The sequence below is a fragment of the Ensifer sp. EB106-03-01-XG145 genome (assembly GCF_058792075.1).
Genome location: NZ_JBYTEC010000001.1, coordinates 1,417,645 through 1,444,240, shown reverse-complemented (window position 1 = coordinate 1,444,240; position 26,596 = coordinate 1,417,645). Strand labels below are relative to the sequence as shown.

Annotated in this window: 23 protein-coding genes and 4 tRNA genes; 7 read left to right on the top strand and 20 right to left on the bottom strand. The window is 60.0% G+C overall.

What is annotated here, in order from left to right; translation table 11 throughout:
• Positions 1-246 precede the first annotated feature (246 nt).
• The 4 genes from tuf (AC3WWH_RS06990) to rpsL all read right to left on the bottom strand — a co-directional run bounded on the left by tuf (AC3WWH_RS06990) (position 247) and on the right by rpsL (position 4,546).
• Positions 247-1,422, bottom strand: coding sequence for an elongation factor Tu (gene tuf / locus AC3WWH_RS06990; RefSeq protein ID WP_065374644.1), 1,176 nt, complete (start codon positions 1,420-1,422; stop codon positions 247-249).
• Positions 1,423-1,492: 70 nt separating this feature from the next.
• Positions 1,493-3,592 carry an elongation factor G gene (gene fusA / locus AC3WWH_RS06985; RefSeq protein ID WP_057252176.1) on the bottom strand — a complete coding sequence of 700 codons (2,100 nt, stop codon included), beginning with the start codon at positions 3,590-3,592 and terminating at the stop codon, positions 1,493-1,495.
• Positions 3,593-3,625: 33 nt separating this feature from the next.
• Positions 3,626-4,096: a 30S ribosomal protein S7 gene (gene rpsG / locus AC3WWH_RS06980; RefSeq protein ID WP_057252175.1), complete on the bottom strand. Its 471-nt coding sequence runs from the start codon at positions 4,094-4,096 to the stop codon at positions 3,626-3,628.
• 78 nt (positions 4,097-4,174) lie between these two features.
• The gene (gene rpsL / locus AC3WWH_RS06975) at positions 4,175-4,546 is read right to left on the bottom strand and encodes a 30S ribosomal protein S12 (protein WP_003507760.1); all 372 of its coding nucleotides are present in this window, start codon (positions 4,544-4,546) and stop codon (positions 4,175-4,177) included.
• Between the two features lie 564 nt (positions 4,547-5,110).
• On the opposite strand from rpsL, the gene AC3WWH_RS06970 reads away from it, so the two are divergent.
• A complete protein-coding gene (locus tag AC3WWH_RS06970) occupies positions 5,111-5,407 on the top strand; it encodes a hypothetical protein (RefSeq protein ID WP_057252174.1) in 297 nt (98 codons plus the stop codon).
• A 134-nt stretch (positions 5,408-5,541) separates the two neighbouring features.
• Here the strand turns inward: AC3WWH_RS06970 and rpoC are convergent, their stop codons facing one another.
• The 9 genes from rpoC to AC3WWH_RS06925 all read right to left on the bottom strand — a co-directional run bounded on the left by rpoC (position 5,542) and on the right by AC3WWH_RS06925 (position 17,993).
• Positions 5,542-9,747 carry a DNA-directed RNA polymerase subunit beta' gene (rpoC, locus tag AC3WWH_RS06965; RefSeq protein WP_058325124.1) on the bottom strand — a complete coding sequence of 1,402 codons (4,206 nt, stop codon included), beginning with the start codon at positions 9,745-9,747 and terminating at the stop codon, positions 5,542-5,544.
• A gap of 183 nt (positions 9,748-9,930) precedes the next feature.
• A complete protein-coding gene (gene rpoB, locus AC3WWH_RS06960) occupies positions 9,931-14,070 on the bottom strand; it encodes a DNA-directed RNA polymerase subunit beta (RefSeq protein WP_058325123.1) in 4,140 nt (1,379 codons plus the stop codon).
• Positions 14,071-14,337: 267 nt separating this feature from the next.
• Entirely contained in the window at positions 14,338-14,721 is a 384-nt protein-coding gene (rplL, locus tag AC3WWH_RS06955; protein ID WP_057252171.1) for a 50S ribosomal protein L7/L12, read from the bottom strand.
• Positions 14,722-14,779: 58 nt separating this feature from the next.
• Positions 14,780-15,298 carry a 50S ribosomal protein L10 gene (rplJ, locus tag AC3WWH_RS06950; protein ID WP_057252170.1) on the bottom strand — a complete coding sequence of 173 codons (519 nt, stop codon included), beginning with the start codon at positions 15,296-15,298 and terminating at the stop codon, positions 14,780-14,782.
• Between the two features lie 331 nt (positions 15,299-15,629).
• Positions 15,630-16,328, bottom strand: a complete 699-nt coding sequence (rplA, locus tag AC3WWH_RS06945; RefSeq protein ID WP_057252169.1) for a 50S ribosomal protein L1 — start codon at positions 16,326-16,328, stop codon at positions 15,630-15,632.
• Between the two features lie 4 nt (positions 16,329-16,332).
• Entirely contained in the window at positions 16,333-16,764 is a 432-nt protein-coding gene (rplK, locus tag AC3WWH_RS06940; protein WP_043626293.1) for a 50S ribosomal protein L11, read from the bottom strand.
• A gap of 207 nt (positions 16,765-16,971) precedes the next feature.
• The gene (gene nusG, locus AC3WWH_RS06935) at positions 16,972-17,502 is read right to left on the bottom strand and encodes a transcription termination/antitermination protein NusG (RefSeq protein ID WP_034795476.1); all 531 of its coding nucleotides are present in this window, start codon (positions 17,500-17,502) and stop codon (positions 16,972-16,974) included.
• A gap of 16 nt (positions 17,503-17,518) precedes the next feature.
• A complete protein-coding gene (gene secE / locus AC3WWH_RS06930) occupies positions 17,519-17,719 on the bottom strand; it encodes a preprotein translocase subunit SecE (RefSeq protein WP_034795473.1) in 201 nt (66 codons plus the stop codon).
• Between the two features lie 198 nt (positions 17,720-17,917).
• Positions 17,918-17,993 (bottom strand) — tRNA-Trp (locus AC3WWH_RS06925).
• Positions 17,994-18,368: 375 nt separating this feature from the next.
• On the opposite strand from AC3WWH_RS06925, the gene AC3WWH_RS06920 reads away from it, so the two are divergent.
• Positions 18,369-18,779: a GrpB family protein gene (locus AC3WWH_RS06920; protein WP_245299309.1), complete on the top strand. Its 411-nt coding sequence runs from the start codon at positions 18,369-18,371 to the stop codon at positions 18,777-18,779.
• A 15-nt stretch (positions 18,780-18,794) separates the two neighbouring features.
• On the opposite strand, the gene tuf (AC3WWH_RS06915) is transcribed toward AC3WWH_RS06920, so the two are convergent.
• The 3 genes from tuf (AC3WWH_RS06915) to AC3WWH_RS06905 form a co-directional block, all read right to left on the bottom strand.
• Positions 18,795-19,970, bottom strand: a complete 1,176-nt coding sequence (tuf, locus tag AC3WWH_RS06915) for an elongation factor Tu (protein ID WP_065374644.1) — start codon at positions 19,968-19,970, stop codon at positions 18,795-18,797.
• Positions 19,971-20,243: 273 nt separating this feature from the next.
• Positions 20,244-20,317: transfer RNA gene (locus tag AC3WWH_RS06910), tRNA-Gly, on the bottom strand.
• A gap of 23 nt (positions 20,318-20,340) precedes the next feature.
• Positions 20,341-20,425: transfer RNA gene (locus tag AC3WWH_RS06905), tRNA-Tyr, on the bottom strand.
• A gap of 218 nt (positions 20,426-20,643) precedes the next feature.
• On the opposite strand from AC3WWH_RS06905, the gene AC3WWH_RS06900 reads away from it, so the two are divergent.
• Positions 20,644-21,519 (top strand): TrmH family RNA methyltransferase, encoded by an 876-nt coding sequence (locus AC3WWH_RS06900; RefSeq protein ID WP_058321459.1) that lies wholly within the window; start codon positions 20,644-20,646, stop codon positions 21,517-21,519.
• Between the two features lie 132 nt (positions 21,520-21,651).
• Complete coding sequence (locus tag AC3WWH_RS06895; RefSeq protein WP_245299082.1) at positions 21,652-22,368, top strand: AprI/Inh family metalloprotease inhibitor; 717 nt, start codon at positions 21,652-21,654, stop codon at positions 22,366-22,368.
• Here AC3WWH_RS06895 and AC3WWH_RS06890 read toward each other — a convergent pair.
• On the bottom strand, positions 22,358-22,609 hold the full coding sequence (locus AC3WWH_RS06890) for a hypothetical protein (protein WP_162752544.1): 252 nt from the start codon (positions 22,607-22,609) through the stop codon (positions 22,358-22,360). The genes AC3WWH_RS06895 and AC3WWH_RS06890 overlap by 11 nt on opposite strands.
• A gap of 160 nt (positions 22,610-22,769) precedes the next feature.
• Positions 22,770-23,390: an FMN-dependent NADH-azoreductase gene (locus tag AC3WWH_RS06885; RefSeq protein WP_058321461.1), complete on the bottom strand. Its 621-nt coding sequence runs from the start codon at positions 23,388-23,390 to the stop codon at positions 22,770-22,772.
• A 137-nt stretch (positions 23,391-23,527) separates the two neighbouring features.
• Between AC3WWH_RS06885 and AC3WWH_RS06880 the strand changes: the two genes are divergently transcribed.
• Entirely contained in the window at positions 23,528-24,469 is a 942-nt protein-coding gene (locus AC3WWH_RS06880) for a LysR family transcriptional regulator (protein WP_058321462.1), read from the top strand.
• 73 nt (positions 24,470-24,542) lie between these two features.
• On the opposite strand, the gene AC3WWH_RS06875 is transcribed toward AC3WWH_RS06880, so the two are convergent.
• Complete coding sequence (locus tag AC3WWH_RS06875; RefSeq protein WP_058321463.1) at positions 24,543-24,806, bottom strand: hypothetical protein; 264 nt, start codon at positions 24,804-24,806, stop codon at positions 24,543-24,545.
• Between the two features lie 80 nt (positions 24,807-24,886).
• A tRNA-Thr gene (locus tag AC3WWH_RS06870) sits at positions 24,887-24,962 on the bottom strand.
• A gap of 157 nt (positions 24,963-25,119) precedes the next feature.
• Between AC3WWH_RS06870 and AC3WWH_RS06865 the strand changes: the two genes are divergently transcribed.
• Positions 25,120-25,893: an NAD kinase gene (locus AC3WWH_RS06865; RefSeq protein ID WP_057252257.1), complete on the top strand. Its 774-nt coding sequence runs from the start codon at positions 25,120-25,122 to the stop codon at positions 25,891-25,893.
• 208 nt (positions 25,894-26,101) lie between these two features.
• The gene (locus AC3WWH_RS06860) at positions 26,102-26,590 is read left to right on the top strand and encodes a hypothetical protein (protein WP_058321464.1); all 489 of its coding nucleotides are present in this window, start codon (positions 26,102-26,104) and stop codon (positions 26,588-26,590) included.
• The last annotated feature ends 6 nt before the right edge of the window (positions 26,591-26,596 follow it).

Below are 26,596 nucleotides of genomic sequence, written 5' to 3'. Positions count from 1 at the left end.
AGTCCGCTAATTTTCAAAGATCGGAGGGACAGGGTTTCCCCTGCCCCTTCCTATTTGAGCGGCCGTGGCCGGCCTGTCTTTTTGTGAGCGCACAACGTCGAAGCACCGTGCAAATCACGCGTGGGCGCCATTTGCACTATTTCGTCGTCTTCGGCAAGCCGTGCGACCAACTAATTCTTTCGGGGCGGGTATGTTCGAGGCGCATAGCACATGCGCCTCGCATTTCTCCGCCCTCAGTCTCGTCGATTACTCGACGATCGAGGCAACGATGCCTGCGCCGACGGTACGGCCACCTTCGCGGATCGCGAAGCGCAGCTTTTCTTCCATCGCGATCGGAACGATCAGCTCGACGGCAACGGTGACGTTGTCGCCCGGCATGACCATTTCCGTGCCTTCCGGCAGCGTCACGATGCCCGTCACGTCCGTCGTGCGGAAGTAGAACTGCGGACGGTAGTTCGTGAAGAACGGCGTATGACGGCCGCCTTCTTCCTTCGTCAGGATGTAGGCTTCAGCCATGAACTTCTTGTGCGGCTTGACCGAACCCGGCTTGCACAGGATTTGGCCACGCTCAACGCCGTCACGGTTAACACCACGGATCAGCGCGCCGATGTTGTCGCCGGCCTGGCCCTGGTCGAGCAGCTTGCGGAACATTTCAACGCCCGTAACCGTCGTCTTCGACGTGTCGCGGATGCCGACGATTTCAACTTCTTCGCCGACCTTGACGATACCGCGCTCAACGCGACCGGTCACAACCGTACCACGGCCCGAGATCGAGAACACGTCTTCGATCGGCATCAGGAACGGCTGGTCGATCGGACGCTCCGGCGTCGGGATGTAGGCGTCAACAGCAGCCATCAGCTCGCGGATCGCGTCTTCGCCGATCTTCTTGTCCGAATCTTCCAGAGCAGCAAGAGCCGAGCCCTTGATGATCGGAATGTCGTCGCCCGGGAATTCGTAGGACGACAGAAGTTCGCGAACTTCGAGTTCGACGAGCTCGAGAAGCTCGGCGTCGTCAACCTGGTCGACCTTGTTGAGGAACACGACGATTGCCGGAACGCCAACCTGGCGAGCGAGCAGGATGTGCTCGCGGGTCTGCGGCATCGGGCCGTCAGCGGCCGAGCAAACCAGGATCGCGCCGTCCATCTGCGCAGCACCGGTGATCATGTTCTTGACGTAGTCGGCGTGGCCGGGGCAGTCAACGTGAGCGTAGTGACGGTTCGCCGTCTCATACTCAACGTGGGCCGTCGAAATGGTGATACCACGGGCCTTTTCTTCCGGCGCAGCGTCGATCTGGTCATACGCCTTGAACTCGCCGAAGTACTTCGTGATCGCTGCGGTCAGCGACGTCTTGCCATGGTCAACGTGGCCAATCGTGCCAATGTTAACGTGCGGCTTGTTGCGCTCAAATTTGCTCTTTGCCATTTCCGGCTCTCCGTTTTCTATCCCCTACCGGGGAAAACTTTTAACTTCTGTCAGCGAAAGGGTATTCCGGTCACTTCTGACCGGAATACTTCGCCTGGATTTCCTGTGCGACGTTCGACGGAACCGGCGCGTAGTGATCGAAGGTCATCGTGTACTGTGCGCGACCCTGAGACATCGAACGCAGGTTGTCGACGTACTTGAACATGTTCGCGAGCGGCACGTTTGCGGCGATCACGACAGCAACGCCACGCGATTCCTGGCCCTGGATCTGGCCACGACGAGAATTCAGGTCGCCGATAACGTCACCGACATAGTCTTCCGGCGTTACGACTTCGACCTTCATCATCGGCTCGAGAAGCTGTGCGCCAGCCTTCTTGGCCGCTTCACGGAAGCAAGCACGCGATGCGATTTCGAAGGCCAGGACCGACGAGTCGACGTCGTGGAATGCGCCGTCGATGAGCGTCGCCTTGACGCCCAGCATCGGGAAGCCAGCGAGCGGACCCGAAGACAGAACGCTTTCGATACCCTTCTGAACGCCCGGGATGTATTCCTTCGGAACAGCACCGCCGACGATCTTGGATTCGAACTTGAAGTCTTCGCCTTCCGGGTTCGGTTCGAAGACGATCTTGACGCGCGCGAACTGACCGGTACCACCGGACTGCTTCTTGTGCGTGTAATCTTCTTCGTGCTGGCGCGTGATGGTTTCGCGGTAAGCAACCTGCGGCGCGCCGACGTTTGCTTCAACCTTGAACTCGCGACGCATGCGGTCGACGATGATGTCGAGGTGAAGTTCGCCCATGCCGGCGATGATCGTCTGACCGGATTCCTGGTCAGTCTTGACGCGGAAGGACGGGTCTTCGGCAGCCAGACGGTTGAGCGCGAGGCCCATCTTTTCCTGGTCGCCCTTGGACTTCGGCTCGATCGCGATCTGGATGACCGGCTCGGGGAACTCCATGCGCTCGAGGATAACCGGCTTCAGCGGGTCACAGAGCGTATCACCCGTCGTGGTTTCCTTGAGACCAGCCAGAGCAACGATGTCGCCAGCAAATGCTTCTTCGATGTCTTCACGGCTGTTGGAGTGCATCTGCAGCATGCGGCCGACGCGCTCGCGCTTGTCCTTGACCGTGTTCATGACCGACGAGCCCTTTTCGAGCTTGCCCGAGTAGATGCGCGCAAAGGTCAGCGAACCGACGAAGGGGTCGTTCATGATCTTGAACGCGAGCATCGAAAGCGGCTCGGCATCATCAGCGTGACGCTCGATCTCTGCTTCGGTCTTGGCGTCGATACCCTTGATCGCCGGAATGTCGAGCGGCGACGGCAGGTAGTCAACGACGGCGTCGAGAAGCGGCTGAACGCCCTTGTTCTTGAACGCGGTACCGCAGAACATCGGGTGGAACTTCACGTCGATGGTGCCGCGGCGAACGAGTTCGCGGATCTTGTCATTCGAGGGCATGTTGCCTTCGAGGTAGGCTTCCATCGCAGCTTCGTCGATCTCGACAACGGTCTCGATCAGCTTTTCGCGATATTCTTCGGCCTTGTCCTTCAGGTCGTCCGGGATTTCGACAACGTCCCACTGAGCGCCGAGGGACTCGTCGCGCCAGACGAGAGCGTTCATCTCGATCAGATCGATAACGCCCTTGAATTCGGTTTCAGCACCGATCGGCAGCTGCATGACGACAGCCGTTGCACCGAGACGGGTCTTGATCATCTCGACCGAGCGGTAGAAGTCGGCGCCGGTCTTGTCCATCTTGTTGCAGAAGATCATGCGCGGAACATTGTACTTCTCAGCCTGACGCCAGACGGTTTCCGTCTGCGGCTCAACACCGGCGTTGGCGTCGAGAAGCGCGATAGCACCGTCGAGAACGCGCAGCGAACGCTCGACTTCGATGGTGAAGTCAACGTGGCCGGGGGTGTCGATGATGTTGAAGCGGCGGGTCTTGCCGTCACGGCCCTTCCAGAAGGTGGTAGTGGCGGCAGAGGTGATGGTGATGCCGCGTTCCTGCTCCTGCTCCATCCAGTCCATGGTCGCAGCGCCGTCGTGGACTTCGCCGATCTTGTGGGACTTGCCGGTGTAGTACAGGATGCGCTCAGTCGTCGTGGTCTTGCCAGCGTCGATGTGCGCCATAATACCGAAATTACGGTAGTCTTCGATTTTGTATTCGCGTGCCATAGTGGACTGCCTCTTGAGACGTTCGCGCCAGAATTACCAGCGATAATGCGAGAACGCACGGTTGGCATCAGCCATCTTGTGCGTGTCTTCGCGCTTCTTCACGGCGCTACCACGGTTGTTCGCTGCGTCCATGAGTTCGCCGCACAGGCGATCAACCATGGTCGTTTCGTTACGCTTGCGTGCGGCCGCAATCAGCCAACGGATGGCGAGGGCCTGGCGACGCTCCGGACGAACATCGACCGGAACCTGGTAAGTTGCACCACCGACGCGGCGCGAACGCACTTCAACGTGCGGCGCGATGTTGTCGAGCGCAGAGTGGAATACGGTGATCGGCTCTTGCTTCAGCTTGACCTGAACCGCATCGAACGCGCCATAGACAATGCTTTCCGCAACAGACTTCTTGCCGTGCAGCATGATGGCGTTCATGAACTTCGTGACAACCAGATCACCGAACTTCGGATCCGGATTGATCTCGCGCTTTTCTGCTTTATGACGTCGGGACATACTTCTCGTCTCTTCAAACTGTTTCAGCGCTTTACCACGCGGAGGACCTCGCGCAGCGCTGGGATTTTCAAAACCGAATTACTTCGGACGCTTCGCACCGTACTTCGAACGACGCTGCTTGCGGTTCTTGACGCCCTGCGTATCGAGAACACCACGGATGATGTGGTAACGAACGCCCGGAAGGTCCTTAACGCGGCCGCCGCGGATCATGACAACCGAGTGCTCCTGAAGGTTGTGACCTTCACCCGGAATGTAGCCGATGACTTCGAAGCCGTTCGTCAGACGAATCTTGGCAACCTTACGGAGAGCCGAGTTCGGCTTCTTCGGGGTCGTCGTGTAAACGCGGGTGCAAACGCCACGCTTCTGCGGGTTTTCCTGCAGAGCAGGAACCTTATTGCGCTTTACCTGTGCCTGACGAGGCTTGCGGATCAGCTGGTTTACGGTAGGCATATACCCATCCCTTGCAAAATCTTATCACGTTACCCTTGCGGGCGGATCGTTGCCGTCGCCGGCAGTTTCGAACGCCTCATGAAATGCGCAAAACAGGGGCCGATCCGCCTTTCCGCAGATGGCCCCAAATAAAGCAGAGGACGCACTATCGTGCGCGTCTTGCGTGCAGCATTGTAGTCGTCGGCGTGCGTTTCGAACCTTGTTTGAGGCGAACTCCAGAACGCGACGTTCCGAACCAGCCAGCCTCACATGGGCTCCGATGCGGCGGGGTGTACTGATTTCAAGGCCAACAGTCAAGGGCAATTAAGAAATATTCTATCGCGCGCAGGCCTGACATGCCTGCAAAACAAGGCTTTTGCACATGGTTTCGAACCTGGTGCCCGCCTCTTTGGCCCTTCGACAGGCGGAGTGTCGGATAGGGTTAAGGAATCGGCAACCACTTTGTGGGGGTTTTCCACCATCTTCGAGTCGGTCGCTGCAGAAGCATTCGAGGCGCGATGCATTTCCATCGCGCCGGACAAAAAAGGGCGCTAAGGTCGCGCCAGCCAATCGAAAGGAAACAATATGGCCGTCACCCCAGACAACGACAATGCCCCGGACGAACCGATGGTGTTCATCATCATCGGCAAGGCCTATGAGACCGACGGCGACGAAGACGGCGTGGACATTCACGTGATGCTCAAGGCGCCCGACGACGATACCGCTGTTCGCGAAGCACTGAACGCCCTTGCCGAAGAGGGTTTTCTCGAGGCTGATCTGGACCAGATCGGCACACTGACCGAGATCCCGAGCGACGAACCCCACGCCTCCGCCTACCAGGGCGCACTCGAAGGCGAAGTGGCGATCATCCGCTTTAGCTAATCTTTGCAGTCAAGTGACCTTCGCCCTCGCCGTTGCCGCGCGGGGCGACCGCCCAAAAGAAGAAGCCGCCGAGATCGCTCTCGGCGGCTTCTTCTTTGTGTGGGTCAGAGGGCGGAATAACCCGCCCTCCCCGCTTATTCGGCTGCAGCGTTCTCGTTGGCGAGATCGGCAAGCATTGGCGTTGCTGCCTCGGCGCCCGTGCCACGACGACGTTCTTCCAGGATCATTTCGTCGCGCGCGGTTGCGATGCGGCGGATCTGGGTCATCGTGCCACCGGTACCGGCCGGGATCAGACGGCCGACGATGACGTTTTCCTTCAGGCCCTGCAGGCCGTCCGTCTTACCAGCGATCGCCGCTTCGGTCAGGACCTTGGTGGTTTCCTGGAACGAAGCCGCCGAGATGAAGGACGGTGTCTGCAGCGACGCCTTGGTGATGCCGAGCAGGACCGGATCGCCGTATGCCGGCTTCTTGCCCTGTTCGATCAGGCCGTCGTTGACGTCTTCGAGCTCGATCCGGTCGACATTGTCACCGACGATGTAGGTCGAGTCGCCGGCATCGGTGATTTCCACCTTCTGCAGCATCTGGCGAACGATGACTTCGATGTGCTTGTCGTTGATGACAACGCCCTGCAGTCGGTAGACTTCCTGGATTTCGTTGACCAGGTAGGAAGCAAGCGCTTCCACGCCCTTGATCGCCAGGATGTCGTGCGGCGCCGGGTTGCCGTCGAGGATGTAATCGCCCTTTTCGATGTAGTCGCCATCCTGAAGATGGAAGGGCTTGCCCTTCGGGATCAGGTACTCGACCGGCTCGACACCGTCTTCCGCCGGCTCGATCAGAACGCGACGCTTGTTCTTGTAGTCGCGGCCGAAGCGAACGGTGCCATCGATCTCAGCGATGATGGCGTGATCCTTCGGACGACGGGCTTCGAACAGTTCGGCAACACGCGGCAGACCACCGGTGATGTCCTTGGTCTTGGCGCTTTCGAGCGGCGAACGAGCGAGAACGTCACCCTGGCTGACCTTCTGGCCGGGTTCGACCGAGAGGATCGCGTCGACCGAGAGCAAGAAGCGGGCTTCGCCGCCGCGCGACAGCTTGGCAACTGCGCCGTTCTTGTCCTTGATGACGATCGCCGGCTTGAGGTCCGTACCACGCGGGGTCGAACGCCAGTCGATAACCTGGCGCTTGGTGATACCGGTCGACTCGTCGGTCGCTTCGAGCACCGAGATGCCGTCGACGACGTCTTCGAAGTGAACGGTACCTTCTACTTCCGTCATCATCGGACGGGTGTAGGGGTCCCACTCGGCGAGACGCTGGCCGCGCTTCACCTTGTCGCCATCGTCGACGAGGATCTTCGAACCATAGGCAACACGCTGCGACGAACGCTCGACGCCACGCTCGTCCAGGATCTGGACCGCCATGTTACGGCCCATCGCGACGAGAACGCCGTCCGAGTTGCGCAGCATGTTGCGGTTCTTGATCTGGACCGTACCTTCGTAGGACGCTTCCAGGAACGACTGGTCGACCACGGTCGCCGTACCACCCAGGTGGAAGGTACGCATGGTGAGCTGGGTGCCCGGTTCACCGATCGACTGTGCAGCGATAACGCCAACCGCTTCGCCCATGTTGACCGGCGTACCACGAGCCAGGTCGCGGCCGTAGCAGACGCCGCAAACGCCCGTCTGGATTTCGCAGGTCAGTGCAGAACGGATGCGGATCGACTGGATACCAGCCTTCTCGATCTCGATGACGTCGGGTTCCAGGATCATCCGGCCGGCATCGACGATGCGAGCGCCCGTGACCGGGTGATCGATGTCGTCCAGAGCCGTACGGCCAAGAATACGAGCGCCAAGCGAGGCCACAACCTGACCGGCGTCGACGATCGCCGTCATTGTGAGACCGTTTTCGGTGCCGCAATCGACGGAGTTGACGATGCAATCCTGCGCGACGTCGACGAGACGACGGGTCAGGTAACCGGAGTTCGCGGTCTTCAAGGCGGTGTCGGCCAGACCCTTACGGGCACCGTGGGTCGAGTTGAAGTACTCGTTAACGGTGAGGCCTTCCTTGAAGTTCGAGATGATCGGCGTCTCGATGATTTCGCCCGACGGCTTGGCCATCAGGCCGCGCATGCCGCCCAGCTGACGCATCTGGTTCGGAGAACCACGGGCGCCGGAGTGCGACATCATGTAGATCGAGTTCATCGGCTTCTGACGACCGTTTTCGTCGAACTCCACCGCCTTAATGCGGGCCATCATTTCGTCGGCGACCTTTTCGGTCGCCTTGCCCCAGGCGTCGACAACCTTGTTGTACTTTTCGCCCTGGGTGATGAGGCCGTCGTTGTACTGCTGCTCGTATTCCTTCACGAGCGCTTCAGTGTCGCCGACGATCTTCACCTTGGTGTCCGGGATGACCATGTCGTCCTTGCCGAACGAAATGCCGGCGCGGCAGGCATGGGCAAAGCCGAGCTGCATGATGCGGTCGCAGAAGATGACCGTGTCCTTCTGGCCGCAGTGACGGTAGACCGCGTCGATCATCTTGGAGATGTTCTTCTTGGTCATTTCCTGGTTGCAGATGTCGAACGGCACGTTGACGTTGCGCGGCAGCAGCTCGCCGATGATCATGCGGCCAGGCGTGGTTTCGTAGATCTTCGAAACCGGGTTGCCCTCGGCATCGACGGTCTTGAAGCGGCCACGGATCTTGGCATGCAGGGTCACGGCCTTGGTTTCGAGCGCGTGATGCAGTTCGCCCATGTCCGAGAACGCCATGCCTTCGCCCGGCTCGTTCTGGTTCAGGATCGACAAGTAGTAGAGACCGAGAACCATGTCCTGCGACGGAACGATGATCGGCGCGCCGTTTGCCGGGTGCAGAATGTTGTTCGTCGACATCATCAGCACGCGTGCTTCGAGCTGGGCTTCGAGCGACAGCGGCACGTGAACGGCCATCTGGTCACCGTCGAAGTCGGCGTTGAAGGCCGTGCAGACGAGCGGATGCAGCTGGATCGCCTTGCCTTCGACCAGGGTCGGTTCGAAGGCCTGGATGCCCAGGCGGTGCAGCGTCGGCGCGCGGTTCAGGAGAACCGGATGCTCGCGGATGACCTCGTCGAGGATATCCCAGACTTCCGGCTTTTCCTTTTCAACGAGCTTCTTGGCCTGCTTGACGGTCGAGGAGTAACCCTTGGCGTCGAGGCGGGCGTAGATGAACGGCTTGAACAACTCGAGCGCCATCTTCTTCGGAAGACCGCACTGGTGCAGCTTCAGTTCCGGACCGGTCACGATAACCGAGCGGCCGGAATAGTCGACGCGCTTGCCGAGCAGGTTCTGACGGAAGCGGCCCTGCTTGCCCTTCAGCATGTCGGACAACGACTTCAGCGGACGCTTGTTGGCACCGGTGATGACGCGGCCACGACGGCCGTTATCGAACAGCGCGTCCACAGATTCCTGCAGCATGCGCTTTTCGTTACGGATGATGATGCCCGGAGCACGCAGTTCGATCAGGCGCTTCAGACGGTTGTTACGGTTGATCACGCGGCGGTAGAGATCGTTCAGATCCGACGTCGCGAAACGGCCGCCGTCAAGCGGCACGAGCGGGCGCAGATCCGGCGGGATCACCGGAACGACCTTCATGATCATCCATTCCGGCCGGTTGCCGGATTCCATGAAGTTCTCGACGATCTTCAGCCGCTTCATCAGCTTCTTCTGCTTCAGATCCGAGGTCGTCTCGGCAAGTTCTGCACGCAGATCGCCGGCGATCTTTTCCAGGTTCATCGAAGCGAGCATCTCGTAGATCGCTTCGGCGCCGATCATGGCGGTGAACTGGTCTTCGCCGAACTCATCGACGGCGAGCATGTAGTCTTCTTCGCTGAGGAGCTGGTTTTCCTTCAGCGACGTCAGACCCGGCTCGGTCACGATGTAGTTTTCGAAGTACAGAACGCGTTCGACATCCTTCAGCGTCATGTCGAGCAGCGTCGAAATGCGTGAAGGCAACGACTTCAGGAACCAGATGTGGGCGACGGGAGCGGCGAGCTCGATGTGGCCCATGCGCTCACGGCGAACGCGCGACAGCGTGACTTCGACGCCGCACTTTTCGCAGATGATGCCCTTGTACTTCATGCGCTTGTACTTGCCGCACAGGCACTCGTAGTCCTTGATCGGGCCAAAGATGCGCGCGCAGAACAGACCGTCGCGTTCCGGCTTGAACGTACGGTAGTTGATCGTCTCCGGCTTCTTGATCTCACCGTAAGACCAGGAAAGAATCTTCTCCGGCGAGGCGATCGAAATCCGGATGGAATCGAAGGTCTGTGCAGGCACCTGCGGATTGAAAAGATTCATGACCTCTTGGTTCATGCCTGTCTCCTTTACGGGCTTTACGCCCTGAGCTTGGCGAGGGTGCCGACAAATCCCGGGCGCCGGCCCCTGCCCCTTAAACAGCTAAAACCGCATTGGCTGCGGCTCTGTTCCTGCCGAAAACGTCAGCGTCTTCAGGCGGAAACGGTGCGCGCCGCATCGCGGCACGCACCTTGGGTCTCTTTACTCGGCTGCGTCCGGCAACTGTGCCGCGCCAGCCTCGTCGACCTTCGAGTTTTCGAGCTCGACCGAAAGGCCCAGCGAGCGCATTTCCTTGACGAGAACGTTGAAGCTCTCCGGAATGCCCGCTTCGAAGGTATCGTCGCCACGGACGATCGCTTCGTAGACCTTGGTACGACCGGCAACGTCGTCCGACTTGACCGTCAGCATTTCCTGCAGGGTGTAGGCCGCGCCGTAAGCTTCCAGCGCCCAGACCTCCATTTCCCCGAAGCGCTGACCGCCGAACTGCGCCTTACCGCCCAGCGGCTGCTGGGTGACGAGCGAGTACGGACCGATCGAACGGGCGTGGATCTTGTCGTCGACCAAGTGGTTGAGCTTGAGCATGTAGATGTAGCCCACGGTCACCTGACGGTCGAACTGATCGCCGGTACGGCCATCGTAAAGCGTCGACTGACCGGTTACCTTCAGGCCCGCCTGCTCCAGCATCTCGTTGACGTCGGCTTCGACAGCACCGTCGAAGACCGGCGTCGCGATCGAAACGCCGCGACGGGTCTGCTCGGCCAGGCGCACGATCGACTCGTCGTCGTACTGCTTGATCGGCTCGCCCTTCGGGCCCGACCCGATGACGCTGTCGATGGTGTCGCGCAGCGGCTGGATGTCGGCGCCTGCCTTGTAGGCATCGAGCATCGCGCCGATCTTCTTGCCCATGCCGGCGCAAGCCCAGCCGAGATGGGTTTCGAGGATCTGGCCGACGTTCATGCGCGAAGGCACGCCGAGCGGGTTCAGAACGACGTCGACATGCGTGCCGTCTTCCAGGAACGGCATGTCTTCGATCGGCACGATACGCGACACGACACCCTTGTTGCCGTGACGGCCGGCCATCTTGTCGCCCGGCTGGATCTTGCGCTTCACAGCGACGAAGACCTTGACCATCTTCATGACGCCCGGAGGCATTTCGTCGCCGCGCTGGACCTTCTCGACCTTGTCCATGAAGCGCTGTTCAAGGCGCGACTTGGATTCGTCGTACTGGGCGCGCAGAGCTTCGATCTCGCCCTGAGCCTTTTCGTCTTCGACGGCGAACATCCACCACTGCGAGCGGGGGTATTCGCTGACGACGAGGTTCGAAAGCTCGGTGCCCTTCTTGAAGCCCTTCGGGCCGGCAACGGCCGTGTGGCCACGCAGCATGTCGACGAGACGTGCGTAGACGTTACGATCGAGGATCGCCTGTTCGTCGTCGCGGTCCTTGGCGAGGCGTTCGATTTCCTCGCGCTCGATCGCCATCGCGCGTTCGTCCTTCTCAACGCCGTGGCGGTTGAAGACGCGAACTTCGACGACGGTACCGAAGGTGCCCGGGGGCATGCGCATCGAGGTGTCGCGAACGTCGGAAGCCTTTTCACCGAAGATGGCGCGCAGAAGCTTTTCTTCCGGCGTCATCGGGCTTTCGCCCTTCGGCGTGATCTTGCCGACGAGGATGTCACCCGGCTGAACCTCAGCACCGATATAAACGATACCGGCTTCGTCGAGGTTACGCAGCGCTTCTTCCGAAACGTTCGGAATGTCGCGGGTGATTTCTTCCGGACCCAGCTTCGTGTCACGCGCCATCACTTCGAATTCTTCGATGTGGATGGAGGTGAACACGTCGTCGCGCACGATCCGCTCGGAGAGCAGGATCGAGTCTTCGTAGTTGTAGCCGTTCCACGGCATGAACGCGACGAGCGCGTTGCGGCCGAGCGCCAGGTCACCGAGGTCGGTCGACGGACCGTCGGCGATGATGTCGCCCTTGTTCAGAACGTCACCGACGGTAACCAGCGGACGCTGGTTGACGCAGGTGTTCTGGTTCGAACGCTGGAACTTCTGCAGACGATAGATATCGACGCCCGACTTCGACGGATCGAGGTCTTCGGTGGCGCGGATAACGATACGGGTCGCGTCAACCTGGTCGACGACACCGCCACGACGGGCAGCGATTGCTGCGCCGGAGTCGCGGGCAACGACCGGCTCCATGCCGGTACCGACGAACGGCGCTTCGGCGCGCAGCAGCGGCACGGCCTGACGCTGCATGTTCGAGCCCATCAGTGCGCGGTTCGCGTCGTCGTTCTCAAGGAACGGGATGAGCGCGGCCGCGACCGAAACGAGCTGCTTCGGCGAAACGTCCATCAGGTTGATGTTGTCGCGCGGTGCCAGCATAACTTCGCCGGCATGACGGCAAACGACGAATTCTTCCGAGAACGAACCATCGCTCTCGAGAACCGAGTTGGCCTGGGCGACGTGATACTTCGCTTCTTCCATCGCCGAGAGATAGACGACGTCGTTCGTCACCTTGCCGTCAACGATCTTGCGGTACGGGCTTTCGATGAAGCCGTACTTGTTGACGCGGGCGAAGGTTGCGAGCGAGTTGATCAGACCGATGTTCGGGCCTTCCGGCGTTTCGATCGGGCAAATACGGCCGTAGTGCGTCGGGTGAACGTCGCGGACTTCGAAGCCGGCGCGCTCGCGGGTCAGACCACCCGGGCCAAGTGCCGAAAGGCGGCGCTTGTGGGTGATTTCCGAAAGCGGGTTCACCTGGTCCATGAACTGCGACAGCTGCGAGGAGCCGAAGAATTCGCGGACGGCTGCGGCAGCCGGCTTGGCGTTGATCAGGTCCTGCGGCATGACGGTGTCGATCTCGATCGACGACATGCGTTCCTTGATCGCGCGCTCCATGCGCAACAGACCCAGGCGGTACTGGTTTTCCATCAACTCGCCGACCGAACGAACACGGCGGTTGCCGAGGTTGTCGATGTCGTCGATTTCGCCCTTACCGTCGCGCAGTTCGACGAGCATCTTGACGACAGCCAGGATGTCTTCCTTGCGCAGGGTACGGACGGTATCCGCAACTTCAAGGTCGAGGCGCATGTTCATCTTGACGCGGCCGACGGCCGAGAGGTCGTAGCGCTCGGCGTCGAAGAACAGCGTGTTGAACATGGCTTCCGCAGAATCCATGGTCGGCGGCTCGCCCGGACGCATGACGCGGTAGATATCGAACAGAGCGTCCTGACGGTTCTCGTTCTTGTCTACGGTCAGCGTATTGCGGATGTAGGCGCCGACATTGATATGGTCGATGTCGAGAACCGGGATTTCGTCGAAGCCGGCCGACAGAATGACGGGAAGCGTCTTCTCGTCGATCTCGTCGCCTGCTTCGAGGTAGATTTCACCGGTTGCGAAGTTGACGACGTCTTCGGCAAGATAGTTGCCGTAGAGGTCATCATTGGTCGCCTTGAGCGCCTTCAGACCCTTGTCCTGCAACTGACGAAGCAGGCGCGGGGTCAGCTTCTTGCCAGCCTCGACAACGACTTCACCGGTGTCGGCGTCGACCATCTCGGTGATGGCCTTCTGACCCTTCAGGGCATCCGGCTGGAACGGCACGCGCCAGCCTTCGCCGTCGCGCTGGTAAAGCGACTTCGTGTAGAAGGTGTCGAGGATTTCCTCGCCGTCCATGCCGAGCGCCATCAGCAGCGACGACACCGGAATCTTGCGGCGGCGGTCGATACGGGCATGCACGATGTCCTTGGCGTCGAACTCGATGTCGAGCCAGGAACCGCGGTAAGGAATGACGCGTGCTGCGAAGAGCAGCTTGCCCGACGAATGGCTCTTGCCCTTGTCGTGGTCGAAGAACACGCCCGGCGACCGGTGCATCTGCGAAACGATAACGCGCTCGGTACCATTGACGATGAAGGTACCGTTGTCGGTCATGAGCGGCATGTCGCCCATGTAGACGTTCTGTTCCTTGATGTCCTTGATCGACTTCGCGCCGGTATCCTCGTCGATATCGAATACGATGAGGCGCAGCGTCACCTTGAGCGGCGCTGCGTAGGTCAGATCGCGCTGACGGCATTCCTCGACGTCGAACTTCGGCGGCTCGAATTCGTAGGACACGAACTCAAGCATCGATGCGCCCGAGAAATCCTTGATCGGGAAAACGGACTTGAAAACAGCTTGGAGCCCCTCGTCAGGGCGACCGCCCTTGGGCTCTTCAACCATCAGAAACTGGTCGTAGGATGCCTTCTGAACCTCGATGAGGTTCGGCATTTCTGCGACTTCTGGAATTTTACCAAAAAACTTGCGTACGCGCCTGCGACCGTTAAACGAAAGGGTCTGAGCCATCGTCGCTCCTTGTCAATCTTGCATCCGGGCCTGCAACGGACGGGAACCGATGGCCAGTCGACCCCGTCAATCAATGAGTAGTCCAATCTCGTCCAGCTAACGGAAAACGCTCAGCGCGGATTGCTGTGCTGCCTTCCGTTCGAGACCATCCTCTTGAAGAACCCATTACCCAAAAGCCGTTTTTCGACAGGCTTTTGGGTAATATGTTCCAAAAACGGTCAAAGAGAGGCGGCCTGAAAAGGCCACCTCCCCTTGCATGTAGCCGAATTACTTGACGTCAACCTTGGCGCCAGCGTCTTCGAGCTTCTTCTTGAGGTCAGCAGCTTCAGCCTTGGAAACTGCTTCCTTAACCGGCTTAGGAGCGCCTTCGACGAGGTCCTTGGCTTCCTTGAGGCCGAGACCGGTGATGGCGCGGACTTCCTTGATGACGTTGATCTTGTTGGCACCAGCGTCAACGAGGATAACGTCAAATTCGGTCTTTTCTTCTTCAGCAGCAGCAGCAGCACCGCCGGCAGCGCCGCCAGCAACAGCAACAGCTACCGGAGCAGCAGCCGAAACGCCCCACTTCTCTTCGAGCAGCTTGGAAAGCTCAGCAGCTTCCAGAACGGTCAGCGAGGAGAGGTCTTCAACGATCTTTGCGAGATCAGCCATTTTACTTTTCCTTTTGTTCGGTTCGAACTGGTTTTAAATACAACAGCGAAAATCCGCCTTAGGCGGCTTCGTCCTTCTTGGCATAGGCCGAGAACACGCGAGCAAGCTGGCTTGCCGGTGCTGCAACAACCGTTGCGACGCGGGTTGCCGGGGCATTGAGAAGGCCCAGCAGCTTTGCGCGCAGCTCGTCGAGCGAAGGCAGGGTCGCGAGCGACTTGACTGCTTCGGCGTTGAGCGTGGTTGTGCCCATGGCGCCACCGAGAACAACGAGCTTGTCGTTGGTCTTGGCGAAATCCATGACGACCTTAGGAGCCGTGATCGGGTCTTCGCTGTATGCGATCAGCGTCTGACCCTTGAAGAGATTGCTCATCCCTTCCGACTCGGTGCCCTGAAGAGCGATCTTGGCCAGGCGGTTTTTCGCGACTTTGACGGTGCCGCCAGCAGCGCGCATCTTCGAACGGAAGTCGTTCATCTGCGCAACTGTGACACCAGCATAGTGGGCCACGACAACCGAACCGGAAGCCTTGAAGACTTCGTTCAGCTCCGTGACGAATTCGCGTTTTTCCGCTCTTTCCACTGTCTGTCTCCAGTAGGCAGGGTTGCAATACTGCAGCCCCGCCGGGTTTGCCTTTGTCACCCGAGATCGAGCTCGATCCCACGTAACGCTTAAGGATCCTGTCCCTTGGCGTTCCCGGAAGAGCCGGGTCTGACACAAGGCAAGCGAGGTTCGAACCGAATTTCGACGCCTCCGGCGCCATAGCGAAATTCAGATCTTACCCGTCTCATGCAGGCCGAAGTGATTAAGGTAAAACCACCCGCAATCTCGGACAGGAGTTCCGGACTTGACGTCCGGAATTCCCGGCCCCGAAAGGCCGGGAATTTGGTACCGGGCCGAAGCCCGAAAACGATTAAGCGACGCTGAGCGTGGCCGGGTCGATCTTGAGGCCTGGGCCCATGGTCGACGAAATAGCGACGCGCTTGACGTAGTTGCCCTTGGCGCCGGTCGGCTTTGCCTTGATCACTGCGTCTGCGAAGGCACGGATGTTTTCTTCCAGTGCCTTGGCATCGAAGGATGCCTTGCCGATGCCGGCGTGAACAATACCGGCCTTTTCGACGCGGAACTCGACGGCGCCGCCCTTGGATGCCTTGACGGCACCAGCGACGTCCATCGTGACGGTGCCGACCTTCGGGTTCGGCATCATGCCACGCGGGCCGAGAACCTTACCGAGGCGACCGACGAGCGGCATCATGTCCGGGGTTGCGATGCAGCGATCGAAATCGATCTTGCCGCCCTGAACGATTTCGACGAGTTCTTCCGCGCCAACGACGTCAGCACCGGCAGCCTTGGCTTCGTCAGCCTTGGCGCCACGTGCGAAAACGGCGACGCGAACCGAGCGGCCGGTGCCGTTCGGCAGGTTGACGACGCCGCGGACCATCTGGTCGGCGTGGCGCGGGTCAACGCCGAGGTTCATCGCAACTTCGATGGTCTCGTCGAACTTGGCAGTTGCACGTTCCTTGACCATCGAAACGGCCTCGGTGAGACCGTAGATCTTCGTCGGATCGACGCCCTCGCGGGACTTCTGTACACGCTTTGCAATCTTCGCCATGGTCTTAGCCTACCACTTCCAGGCCCATAGCGCGGGCAGAGCCCTCGATCATGGCCATTGCGCCTTCGATATCGGCAGCATTGAGATCCTTCATCTTGGCTTCGGCGATCGACTTGATCTGAGCCTTGGTGAGCTTGCCGGCCGAGCCGCCCTTGCCGGGGGTCTTCGAACCGGACTGGATCTTTGCTTCCTTCTTCAGGAAGTAGCTGACCGGCGGCTGCTTCATGACGAAAGTGAAGGACTTGTCCTGGTAATAGGTGATGACGACCGGGATCGGCATACCCTTTTCCATTTCCTGCGTGGCGGCATTGAACGCCTTGCAGAATTCCATGATGTTAATGCCACGCTGACCGAGCGCAGGACCGATCGGCGGGGACGGATTGGCCGACCCAGCCTTCACCTGCAGCTTGAGCTGGCCTGCAACTTTCTTAGCCATTTCTCTCTGCCTTTCTGAAATCCCCTTGCGACGGATCGCACCGGGATCTGTTACGCCGGTTGCCCGGCTTGTTGCCGATCACGGGGATCGGCGGCTGCGGTTGCGTGGTACGGACGATCCGACCCGGCTAAGGTCGCTCCCCTTCCACGCGCATGCGGATTTCTCCGCCAGAACGGGTCGTAACCCGCCCTATCTCTTGAGATCTTCTCAGACCTTCTCGACCTGACCGTATTCCAGTTCGACCGGCGTCGCGCGACCGAAGATCGAAACCTCGACCTTGAGGCGCGAACGCTCTTCGTCGACGTCCTGAACGACGCCGTTGAACGAGGCAAACGGACCATCCGAAACGCGGACCTGCTCGCCGATCTCGAACGAGACCGACGGCTTCGGACGCTCGACGCCATCCTGGACCTGACCAAGGATGCGCTCAGCCTCATGGTCCGGAATCGGAACCGGCTTGCTGTCGGTACCGAGGAAACCCGTTACTTTCGGCGTATTCTTGATGAGATGGAAAGCCTCATCCGTCAGATTGGCGCGAACCAGAACGTAGCCCGGGAAGAACTTGCGCTCGGCGTCGACCTTGCGGCCACGACGCACTTCGACAACCTTCTCGGTCGGCACGAGAATCTTCTCGAACAAATGCTCGAGACCCTTCTGCTTGGCCTTTTCTTCGATCGATTCAGCGACCTTCTTTTCGAAGTTCGAATAGGCGTGAACAATATACCAGCGCGCAGCCATACTACCCTCCACCCAATCAAGCGCCAACGTTGAGGATGAGGCCGATCGCCCAACCCATCAACTGGTCCGCAGCAAAGAAGAAGGCAGCGGCAAAAAAGACCATGACAAAGACCATCAGCGTCGAGATCATCGTCTCGCGCCGAGAAGGCCAAGTCACTTTCGACGTCTCCGAGCGAACCTGCTGCAGAAACGTTACCGGATTCGTTTTGGATGCCATGTAATGCTCACGCCATTACGGCGCGTAAAGCCGATGATTCAGCCCCACGCACCGCGTGTCTGTTTGGACCCTACATAAAGACCGATTCTGAAAACCACAAGAGCCAATCAGTCTTTTTTGTGAATTTCGTCGACCGGGTCACCGGTCCTTAAGCTTTAGTTTGCCGTCCCCTCAGCCTTTATGCAAGCGCGAGAGAAATGGCAGGGGCAGAGGGGCTCGAACCCCCGACCTGCGGTTTTGGAGACCGCCGCTCTACCAACTGAGCTATACCCCTATTCAGCTGCGCCTTCGTCTAACGACGCGTCGCCGCCTCAAGTCAGCGGCTTAATATTCAGTTTGCCGGAGGATGACAAGCACCTTTCACCGAAGAAGCGAAAAAATCCTCATCGAATTGCAACAACCCCCTGCCCTGCCGCCTCCGGCGTCACGAACGGGCGCAAGTCATTGTCGAGCCTGCCGTAATTCCCGCGGCGCGCGAAGTCGGGAATCCGCTATCCTGCCGGCAATTGCCGGGAGCCGAATCATACGTCGCGCATCACGCTGGCCGAATACGGTCCCTGCTGGCTTTGTTGTTTGAAGAGCGAGCCTCAGAGATCGCGACGCTGCTTCACCCTTCGTCCGCGAGGTCCATCACATCGGCAGCACCGCAGTGCCCGGATTGCCGGCGAAGCCGAAGATCGATATCGATGCGGTCATCGCGAATCTGAGAAGGCTGCCGGAGCTGACTGCGCGCCTTCGCAGCATCGGCTACACCTTTCACCGCGATCCGCACGCAAGCGGCCTCTGGACCTTCACCACCGATACGCGCCCCTACGGCACGCGCCTCTATCTTTGCTCTGGCGACAACGCCGCTCATGCGGCACGCCTCCTCTTCCGCGACCAGTTGCGTGAACGGCTGGACTATGCCGAGCGATACGAGACGCTGAAAAAGCGGCTTGCCACAGACGCCAATGGCGATTGGGATATCTACACCCACGGCAAGCGCGACTTTATCGATGAAGTCCTGGCAGCTCCTGCAACGAAAAAGGCCCCGCCGTTGCCAGCGGGGCCTCTCTACTGATCTGAAACCAGCAGATTACTCGACGATCGAGGCTACGATGCCTGCGCCGACGGTACGGCCGCCTTCGCGGATCGCGAAGCGCAGCTTTTCTTCCATCGCGATCGGAACGATCAGCTCGACGGCAACGGTGACGTTGTCGCCCGGCATGACCATTTCCGTGCCTTCCGGCAGCGTCACGATGCCCGTCACGTCCGTCGTGCGGAAGTAGAACTGCGGACGGTAGTTCGTGAAGAACGGCGTATGACGGCCGCCTTCTTCCTTCGTCAGGATGTAGGCTTCGGCCATGAACTTCTTGTGCGGCTTGACCGAACCCGGCTTGCACAGGATCTGGCCACGCTCGACACCGTCACGGTTAACACCACGGATCAGCGCGCCGATGTTGTCGCCGGCCTGGCCCTGGTCGAGCAGCTTGCGGAACATTTCAACGCCCGTAACCGTCGTCTTCGACGTGTCGCGGATGCCGACGATTTCAACTTCTTCGCCGACCTTGACGATACCGCGCTCAACGCGACCGGTCACAACCGTACCACGGCCCGAGATCGAGAACACGTCTTCGATCGGCATCAGGAACGGCTGGTCGATCGGACGCTCAGGCGTCGGGATGTAGGCGTCAACAGCAGCCATCAGCTCGCGGATCGCGTCTTCGCCGATCTTCTTGTCCGAATCTTCAAGTGCAGCAAGAGCCGAGCCCTTGATGATCGGAATGTCGTCGCCCGGGAATTCGTAGGACGACAGCAGTTCGCGAACTTCAAGCTCGACGAGCTCGAGAAGCTCGGCGTCGTCAACCTGGTCGACCTTGTTGAGGAACACGACGATTGCCGGAACGCCAACCTGGCGAGCGAGCAGGATGTGCTCGCGGGTCTGCGGCATCGGGCCGTCAGCGGCCGAGCAAACCAGGATCGCGCCGTCCATCTGCGCAGCACCGGTGATCATGTTCTTGACGTAGTCGGCGTGGCCGGGGCAGTCAACGTGAGCGTAGTGACGGTTCGCCGTCTCATACTCAACGTGGGCCGTCGAAATGGTGATACCACGGGCCTTTTCTTCCGGCGCAGCGTCGATCTGGTCATACGCCTTGAACTCGCCGAAGTACTTCGTGATCGCTGCGGTCAGCGACGTCTTGCCATGGTCAACGTGGCCAATCGTGCCAATGTTAACGTGCGGCTTGTTGCGCTCAAATTTGCTCTTTGCCATGGGTACGTTTCCTGTGGTCAAGTATGAATGATCAGCCGGCAGGGCCGGTTTGTGGAGCCGTTTAAGGGTTTCAGGGGATTTGCGCAAGACTTAATTGCGTACGCCCGGACCGGTCGCCGACGGCCTTTTCCTGCCGATATGTAAGAACGCTGAAGCGCCGACACAAGGGCAGGCATGCGCGAATCACGGATCGCTCCGCAAGCAAGACAAACAATGACTTACCGCGAAGCGTTGGAGCATCGGATTAATTCGGATAAGGAGGCTGTTCGCTGCTGGAGCGGGTAGCGGGAATCGAACCCGCGTATTCAGCTTGGAAGGCTGCTGCTCTACCATTGAGCTATACCCGCGGGCCTTCGATCCAGAAGCAGAATGGTGGAGGGAGTTGGATTTGAACCAACGTAGGCTGAGCCAACGGATTTACAGTCCGTCCCCTTTAACCACTCGGGCATCCCTCCATTATTCTGTCGGGATCTTTCGACCAAGCATTTGAGATCGTGAGACAACCAGCGACGCGTCGTTGCCGCCTCTCGATCTGTGGCCGGGTATATGACCGCCCTCTTTCCTCCTGTCAACACGGGTCAGTGGAAAATTTCCGAATTTCTCCACAGCGACAATTCCGGACCGCTCATCGAAAACCATTTCGCCACGCCTGCAACCCCTCTATAAGACCCCCATGAGCAAAGATCGCACCGGCGACAAGAGCGCCAAGGACACCCATTACGCCAACCTCAGGCGCGCCCACCGCGACGCCAAGCGGGAACGCGGCGAAATCCCGACGCCAAAACAGGAGAAGCGCCGCAAGGCGCCGGCCGACTGGAAGCCGACGCAGCTCGCGCCCGAGCAGGTTCTACTCTACGGCCTGCATACGGTTCGCGCCGCCCTCGACAATCCGGCGCGCCAGGTCGTTCGCCTCAGCGTGACGCCGAACGCCGCTGCAAGATTGGAGCTCGACGAGCTTTCGGCCCTACCCTTCCCGGTCGAAACCGTGACGCCGCAGGATCTCGACAAGATCCTCGGCCCCGATGCGATCCACCAGGGCGTGATGCTCGAGACGCGCCCCTTGCCGCATCGCAAGCTCGAAGCGCTTCGCGACTGCCCGCTGATTCTGGTGCTCGACCAGGTGACCGATCCGCACAATGTCGGCGCCATCATGCGTTCCGCCGTCGCCTTCGACGCCGGCGCGCTGATCACCACCATGCGCCACAGCCCGACCGAATCGGGCGTTCTCGCCAAATCCGCCTCGGGCGCGCTGGAAATGATTCCCTATATCCAGATCACCAATCTTGCGGATGCCATCGAAGAACTCCACCGGCTGGGCTTCCAGACGATCGGCCTCGATTCGGAAGGACCGCAGCCGCTTGAAGGAACATTCAGCGGTGAGAAGATTGCGCTCGTTCTCGGCTCCGAGGGCAAAGGACTGCGGCAGAAGACCCGTTCGATCGTGACGGACCTCGCTCGCCTCGACATGCCGGGTGCAATCAAGTCGCTGAACGTATCGAATGCGGCAGCAATCGCCATGTACGCAGCGCGCCAGTTCCTGAACCGCTGACATCCACGCGCAGCCGGCCGCCCGTGGCGATCAAGCGGACGGCGGCGTCACCCCACACTGCTGCAAGAGCCGGCGCATTGACGCGAAAATGTGCCTGTGGAAATCTCCGCGTCGTTGGGATCGGAGAGCTCCATGGTCGTCGCTGTTGCGTCACGCGTTCCTATGTTTCGGCTGCTGGTCTTGAGTGCAGCCTGCCTCGGTCCACTCACCGCCTTCGCCGCGGGCGACATCGATCCCGGGATCATCGCGGCGCAGACGGGCGACTATCTGGTCGCGCCGCTCGATGGTGCCGATGGATGCAAGCTCACCCTCACCGCCGATGAGACGATCGGCGGCTACGCGGTTACCGGAGCCGAGGGTTGCGCCAAGAGCCTGCCAACCCTTGCCGACGTCGCCGCCTGGAATTTCGACGGGAGCGGCGGCCTGTTGCTGATCGACGTCCTGCGAAAAGTCCGCGCCCGCTTTGAAGAGAGCGAGGGATCCCCGCTCCTGACGAAGGGCGAGGAAGGGCCTCGACTGGCGCTCGTACCCGCGGCGGACGGCATCTCGCATCTGCCGGCGCCGGCAAATATGAAAGGCGCGTGGCAGATGAAACGACCCGGCGGAACCGCCATCTGCCATGTGCGCTTTGCGGAGGCTGCCGACAGTGACGGCAATCTCGCACTGTCCGTCGAAGAGCCATGCGATAGCGCCGTCAGAAAATTGAAACTGAAGAGCTGGACGGCGAACGGCCTTGGCATAACCCTGCTCGGCGAAGACGGCAGCTCGCTCGCTTTCACCGCCACACCTTCCGGCTTCGAGAAAGACCGTAATGAGGGCGGCAAGCCGCTGCTCCTCGTCAGAAACTGACCAATTGCCCCGTAGGGCTCAGCGGCGTGCTCATGCCGGCCGCCGTCGGGCAGCCGTCGCGCAGCTTCTTCCAGGTGGAGACGTTGAGGTTCATTTCGCAGCGCGCCATATAGACGTTGCCGTCGACCCTTAGGCAGGCGATCTGTCCGAGCTCATATTTCGAACCGTCGCGGTTGCGGCACGTGCAATTGTGTGCGCGCGCCGCGTCGGCGGCGAACAGTGCAGCCACCGCAGCGGTCATGCCCAACAGAATTGTCCGCCGGTCCACCATCGATGCATTATAAAGCAGATTGTGAAATCCCAAAACGGACAATGCCGGCTGCGTTTGCAACCGGCACCGTCCGCACGCAGGGCCTGGGCCCCTCCACCGGATCACGTCAGTGACCCGCTGAACCTATATGTTAGCTCGCCAGGCGAAGGACGTTGCCTTCCGCGATGGTCTTTTCAGCCTCAGCGATCGCAAACTGCTTGGAATCGGCGCTGAGGTTGAGACCTTCGGCACGGACAAATTCCACATCTGTGACGCCCAGGAAGCCGAAGACCGTCTTCAGGTAGGATTCCTGGTGGTCCATGACGGCGGCCGGGCCGGCGGAGTAGTGACCGCCGCGGGTCGAGGCGACGATGATCTTCTTGCCCTTGGCGAGGCCTTCCGGACCATTTTCGGTGTAGCGGAACGTCTTGCCGGAGACGGCGATGCGGTCGATCCAGGCTTTCAGCTGGCTCGGGATGCCAAAGTTGTACATCGGGGCACCGATGACGACCGTGTCGGCCGCCAGGAATTCTTCGAGCATGTCGCGGCCAAGCTTGACGTCGGCGGCAAGGTCGGCATCCACGCCTGCGAGATCGGCGGGAGCCATGATCTGGGCGCCGGTCAAATGCGGGAGCGAGCTGGCGGCGAGGTCACGATAGTTTACGGTGGCATCCGGGCGGTCAGCCTTGATCTGAGCGGCGAGTGCCGCCGTCAGGCGACGGGAAACCGAGTGATCGCCGAGGATACCAGAGTCGATATGAAGAACGTTCATGGGAACACCTTTGTGTTTGCGTTGCGGTGCTCCACATATGAGGGGAAAACAATCGACCGATAAGCCAGCGGATATTTGACATACTGTTTCCAGACGGAAACAATCGGGCAAAGCATCCGGACCTCGGAGACAGGACAATGCAGGATCTGAACGATCTCGGGCTCTTTGCCGCCGTCGTGCGCAACAACGGCTTCAGCGCTGCCGCACGCGATCTCAATATACCCAAATCCAAACTCAGCAAACATGTGGCCCGCCTCGAGGAACAGCTCGGCGTGCGGTTGCTTGAACGTTCGACCCGCAAGCTGCGTGTCACCGACATCGGCCGGGTTTTCTATGAACATTGCCAGGGGCTGCTCGACGGCGTCGCGGCCGCCGAAGCCGAAATTGCGGCGGTGCGGGCTGAACCTTCGGGCACCGTCAGGCTCGCCTGCCCACTCGGCTTCACCCCGATGCTCGCGGATATCCTGCCGGCGTTTCACCGGCGTTATCCCGGCGTGCGGCTCTTGATCACCGCCACGAACCGGCGCATCGACCTGATAGAAGAACGGATCGACGTGGCGCTCCGCGCCCGCGGCCAGCTCGATACCGACAATCAGCTGATCATCCGCAAGTTCGGCGAGGTTCGCGAGCGGCTCGCCGCCAGCCCGACGTTCCTTGCCCGCTCGGGCGACATCACCATCGACAACCTCAGTCAGCAGGCGACGCTGTCGATGAACGAACAACACCCGACCGACGTCTGGCGGCTCGTCTCAGCCGACGGAAACACCACGGAGATCTCCCATCGTCCGATCATCGGCTGCAGCGACTTCCTGATCCTCGAACGCGCCGCGATCGAAGGCATGGGCGTGGCGCTGTTGCCGGACCATATCTGCGAGCGTGCCTTCCGCGCCGGCGTGCTCGTGCCAGTGCTTCCGGAATGGACCTCGAACGACGTCGTCGTTCACCTCGTCTTCCCGTCTCGCCAGGGCATGCTGCCAGCGACCCGGGCACTGATCGACTATCTCGCCGAAAACCTTCTCAACGCCCTGCAGAAATGCAGGGAGGTTCCGATGCGCATGGCCCCCTCGTTCGACATCTGACATCGCGAGGCAGTCCCGCTCAGCGCCGGCAAATCATCAAGACATTGCCGTCGGGGTCGCGGATCGTGAACCATCACTCGAATTGCACCGGCGTGACGATCTCGACACCGAGGGCGACCGCGTGATGATGTGCTGCCGCCACGTCTTCGGTATCGAAATGAAAAAGTGGCGCATCCTGTGGCCGCTCGAGAGCGAATATTCTCGCATCGGGAATCAACCGCGCGCCGTTGCCCTTCGGAAAGACCGCAAGATGGTCGTGCACGGTTTCCGGTTCGTCGACCTGGATCGGCTCGCCCGTTTTTATGGCGATCCTTGCTGAACGTGATTGACTGCTCAATTCGCAGCTTCGCCCCGCGTCTCAAATCCGAATGCGGTTAAAGCTTCAAAAAATGCGCGATTTCAGCAGAAAAAGGCAGATGGTGCCCCCAGAGAGACTCGAACTCCCGACCTACTGATTACAAATCAGCCGCTCTACCAACTGAGCTATAAGGGCACTTGTTGCGGTGGGAGTTACCATAATCTCATCCGGTGTAAAGCAAAATTGCGAATTCTCCCAATTTTTCAGATGCGTTCGGCTTCGGGCCATGCCAGAAACGATGGACAGAGATCGCCGCTAGCGGCATGCAACGCATCGAACGGACCACTGTTTCATGGCCAGAACGTTCAACTCCTTCGCCTTCCTTGCCTCTTCTGCGGAGGAGGCGCAAAAGGCCGCGGCCGATCTCAAGGCTATCTATGGCGACAACGATCCGGCGAAGGCCGATGTGATCGTGGCGCTCGGCGGCGATGGCTTCATGCTGCAGACGCTGCACCAGACCATGAACAGCGGCAAACTGGTCTACGGCATGAACCGCGGCTCCGTCGGCTTCCTGATGAACCGCTACAGCACCGAGAACCTGACGGACCGCATCTGCCAGGCAGTCGAGAACGCGTTCCATCCGCTGGAGATGCAGACGACCGACGTCTACGGCGAGAGCTTCACGGCGCTTGCGATCAACGAAGTCTACCTCTTCCGCCAGTCCTATCAGGCTGCAAAGCTTCGCGTCCTCATCGACGGAAAGACAAGGCTCCAGGAGCTGACCTGCGACGGCCTGCTGGTGGCGACACCAGCCGGTTCCACCGCCTACAATCTCTCCGCCCATGGGCCGATCCTGCCACTTGAAGCACCGCTTCTGGCCATGACGCCGGTCAGCGCCTTCCGTCCACGCCGCTGGCGCGGCGCGCTCTTGCCGAACCATGTCACGGTCGAGATCGAGATCCTGGAAGCCGACAAGCGGCCGGTGAACGCCGTGGCGGATCATCAGGAAGTAAAGTCGGTGGTCAAGGTGCGGATCGCCGAATCGGAGAACATGACGGCGCGCATCCTCTCGGATCCCGATCATTCCTGGTCTGACCGCATCCTGGCCGAGCAATTTTCGAACTGAACGCACGTTCTCCGCGCGATATGTTATGATCCTCCACGGCTCGTTTTCCGACGGCTACTGCATGTTTCCTTTAATCGTACCCGATTAAAGGACAAAAACATGCAGCAATTCAAAGTGCTACAGCGACCTTTACGCGTCTGATAAGACGCGCGGCGCTGTAGGAGCGAAGCGGCAGCGGAGCTGCGGTTTGAAAGGACGACAATCCCCAATGCAAAGATCCGCCCTCCTCGCGCTTCTCCTGTTCGTGAGCACCGCCGGCGCCAGGGCCGAGGACGCCAACGTCGTGCCGCCGCAGGCTACCTTTGTAACGAGCACCGGCTACTGGGAGGAAAGCGGAGCGCCGCTTTCATCACTGGACCCCAATGCGGCCGCCCAGAAGCAAAGCGACGCCCGCCGCGGCTACTACAAGCTGATCGCGCTTCGCCAGACGGATGGCACCGCACAGGTCCATCTGCAGCAGATCGAAGCGACGCCAGCCGGACCGGTGGTGGTTTCCTCGGCGGAGCTCGAAGAGTTCTCGGCGCTCAAGGCCTACGTCACCGACATTCGCCCGGAGACCTCAACCGGCGTCACCGCGCAGCCGGGCATGTTCGCGACCGTCTATCTGAAGACAGATCCGACCGCCCGCGAACCGGAGACCTGGACCGTGCTCATCGATGATCTCGGCGACATCAAGGTCGAGCGCGCCTCGAACTGAGCAAAA